The organism is Arenibacter sp. F20364 (genome assembly GCF_023015905.1).
In the GTDB taxonomy this organism is placed as follows: domain Bacteria; phylum Bacteroidota; class Bacteroidia; order Flavobacteriales; family Flavobacteriaceae; genus Arenibacter.
In genome coordinates, this window is the sequence record NZ_JALKBD010000092.1 from 1 (window position 1) to 1,725 (window position 1,725).

1 protein-coding gene is annotated in these 1,725 nt (G+C 47.7%); it reads left to right on the top strand.

Annotation, left to right across the window (positions count from 1 at the left end; all coding sequences use genetic code 11):
• Window positions 1-75: 75 nt before the first annotated feature.
• On the top strand, window positions 76-1,653 hold the full coding sequence (locus tag MWU84_RS23805; RefSeq protein WP_232514087.1) for an IS1182 family transposase: 1,578 nt from the start codon (window positions 76-78) through the stop codon (window positions 1,651-1,653).
• Window positions 1,654-1,725: the final 72 nt, after the last annotated feature.

Here is a 1,725-nt window from a genome sequence, read left to right on the forward strand (position 1 = left end):
TGTGCCTGTTGCACAAGTTATGAAAAATTAATATTGGCTTAATATTAAAAAGAGGTCGATTTCGTAACTTAATGTATGCAAGGAAAAAAAGTCTATCAAGAGCAGTTATTCAATAGTTTTCGGTTGAGTGACCGCGTACCGTCCACCAATTTCTACCGGCTTTTAAGGGAGGCATTGAACCTGGATTTTCTCTATGGCCTTACCCGGGGTTTTTACGGCGACAGCGGGCAGAAGAGTATTGACCCTATTGTGTTTTTTAAGCTCTGTTTAGTAGGGTATTTAGAAAACATCGTTAGTGACCGCAAGCTTATCGAGCATTGCAGTATGCGGTTGGATGTTCTTTATTTCATCGGTTATGATATTGAGGAAGAGCTGCCTTGGCATTCCACCATCAGCCGTACCCGGCAGTTGTTCCCTGAAGATGTGTTTGAAGCGGTTTTTACCAAAGTGTTTACTCTTTGTGTGGAAGTCGGAATGGTTAGCGGGCACACTCAGGCTATTGATAGTGCACCTGTAAAAGCCAATGCCTCTATGGACAGTTTGGAGCTTAAAGTACCTGAGGAAGAATTGGAATCCCACCTTCGCAAGGTGCGCCACATCAGTGCGATGGATAAAGAGCAGCCTTTTCGCAAGAGTAAGGGTGATAAGTCAGATAAAAGTCAGCGCAGTATAACCGCCAATGAAAAAGAACTTCAGGCCATTACTACTCGCAACAAGCGTTGGAGCAAAGATCAGGATCAGCGTCCCGGAGCAGGGAACAAAGGGAGTAAGTACACTAGCAATAAAACGCATTACAGCCCTACCGATCCTGATGCCCGCATCAGTGTCAAGCCTGGCAAGGCCAGAAAGCTTAATTACCTCTCGCAGCTCAGTGTCGATACAGCGAACCATGTCATAACCGATATCAGGGCGTACCATGCGGACGGGAAGGACAACCAACAGTTGCCGGATATCGTCCAAAGACTTCGAGCAAGGTTGTGGAAGGAAGGCCTGGTGTGGGAGAACTGCGTAGCGGACACGGGGTACAGTAGTGGCGAGAATTATGCCTTTCTGGAGGGGATCGGGCTAAAGAGCTTCATCCCGCCGCACGGCACCTACAAGGGCGGCCCCGATGGGTTCGAATACGTCGGGGAACACGATCATTACCTATGCCCGCAGGGCAAGGCGATACCCTTCACCAAGGTGTTCAACGATCATCGTACGGGTACCAAAAAGAAGGAATACCGGGCAAGGAAGCATGTCTGTACGGGATGTCCGATACGGGAACAATGTCTAGGGCGGAGCGCCCAGGAAAAGAAGTTCAGTGTCACCTATTACCGAGAAGAATATGAACGTAACATCGAACGGGTGAATAGCAGTCAGGGCAGGTATATGAAGGGCAAACGCCAGAGTACGGTGGAGCCTGTTTTCGGTACGCTGACACAGTTCATGGGGCTCAGGAAGATAAACACCATAGGATTGGAACAGGCCAACAAGGTGATGCACCTCTCGGCCATTGCCTACAACCTGAAGAAGTACCTGAAATTTGAACAAAAACGCTCAAAAAGTGGGGTAGGCAAGGCCGCCTTGTCGGTTTTTATAAAAACCGGACTACATAAGCTGCAAAGATGGTTTCTATGCCCTGCAAAAACAATGGTCTGTTCGGGTGCTTAAAAAACAAAACCACCTTAAAAAGCAGTTATCGAGGTCGTTGTTTTAATAATTACGGGGTTGTGCAACGGTTAC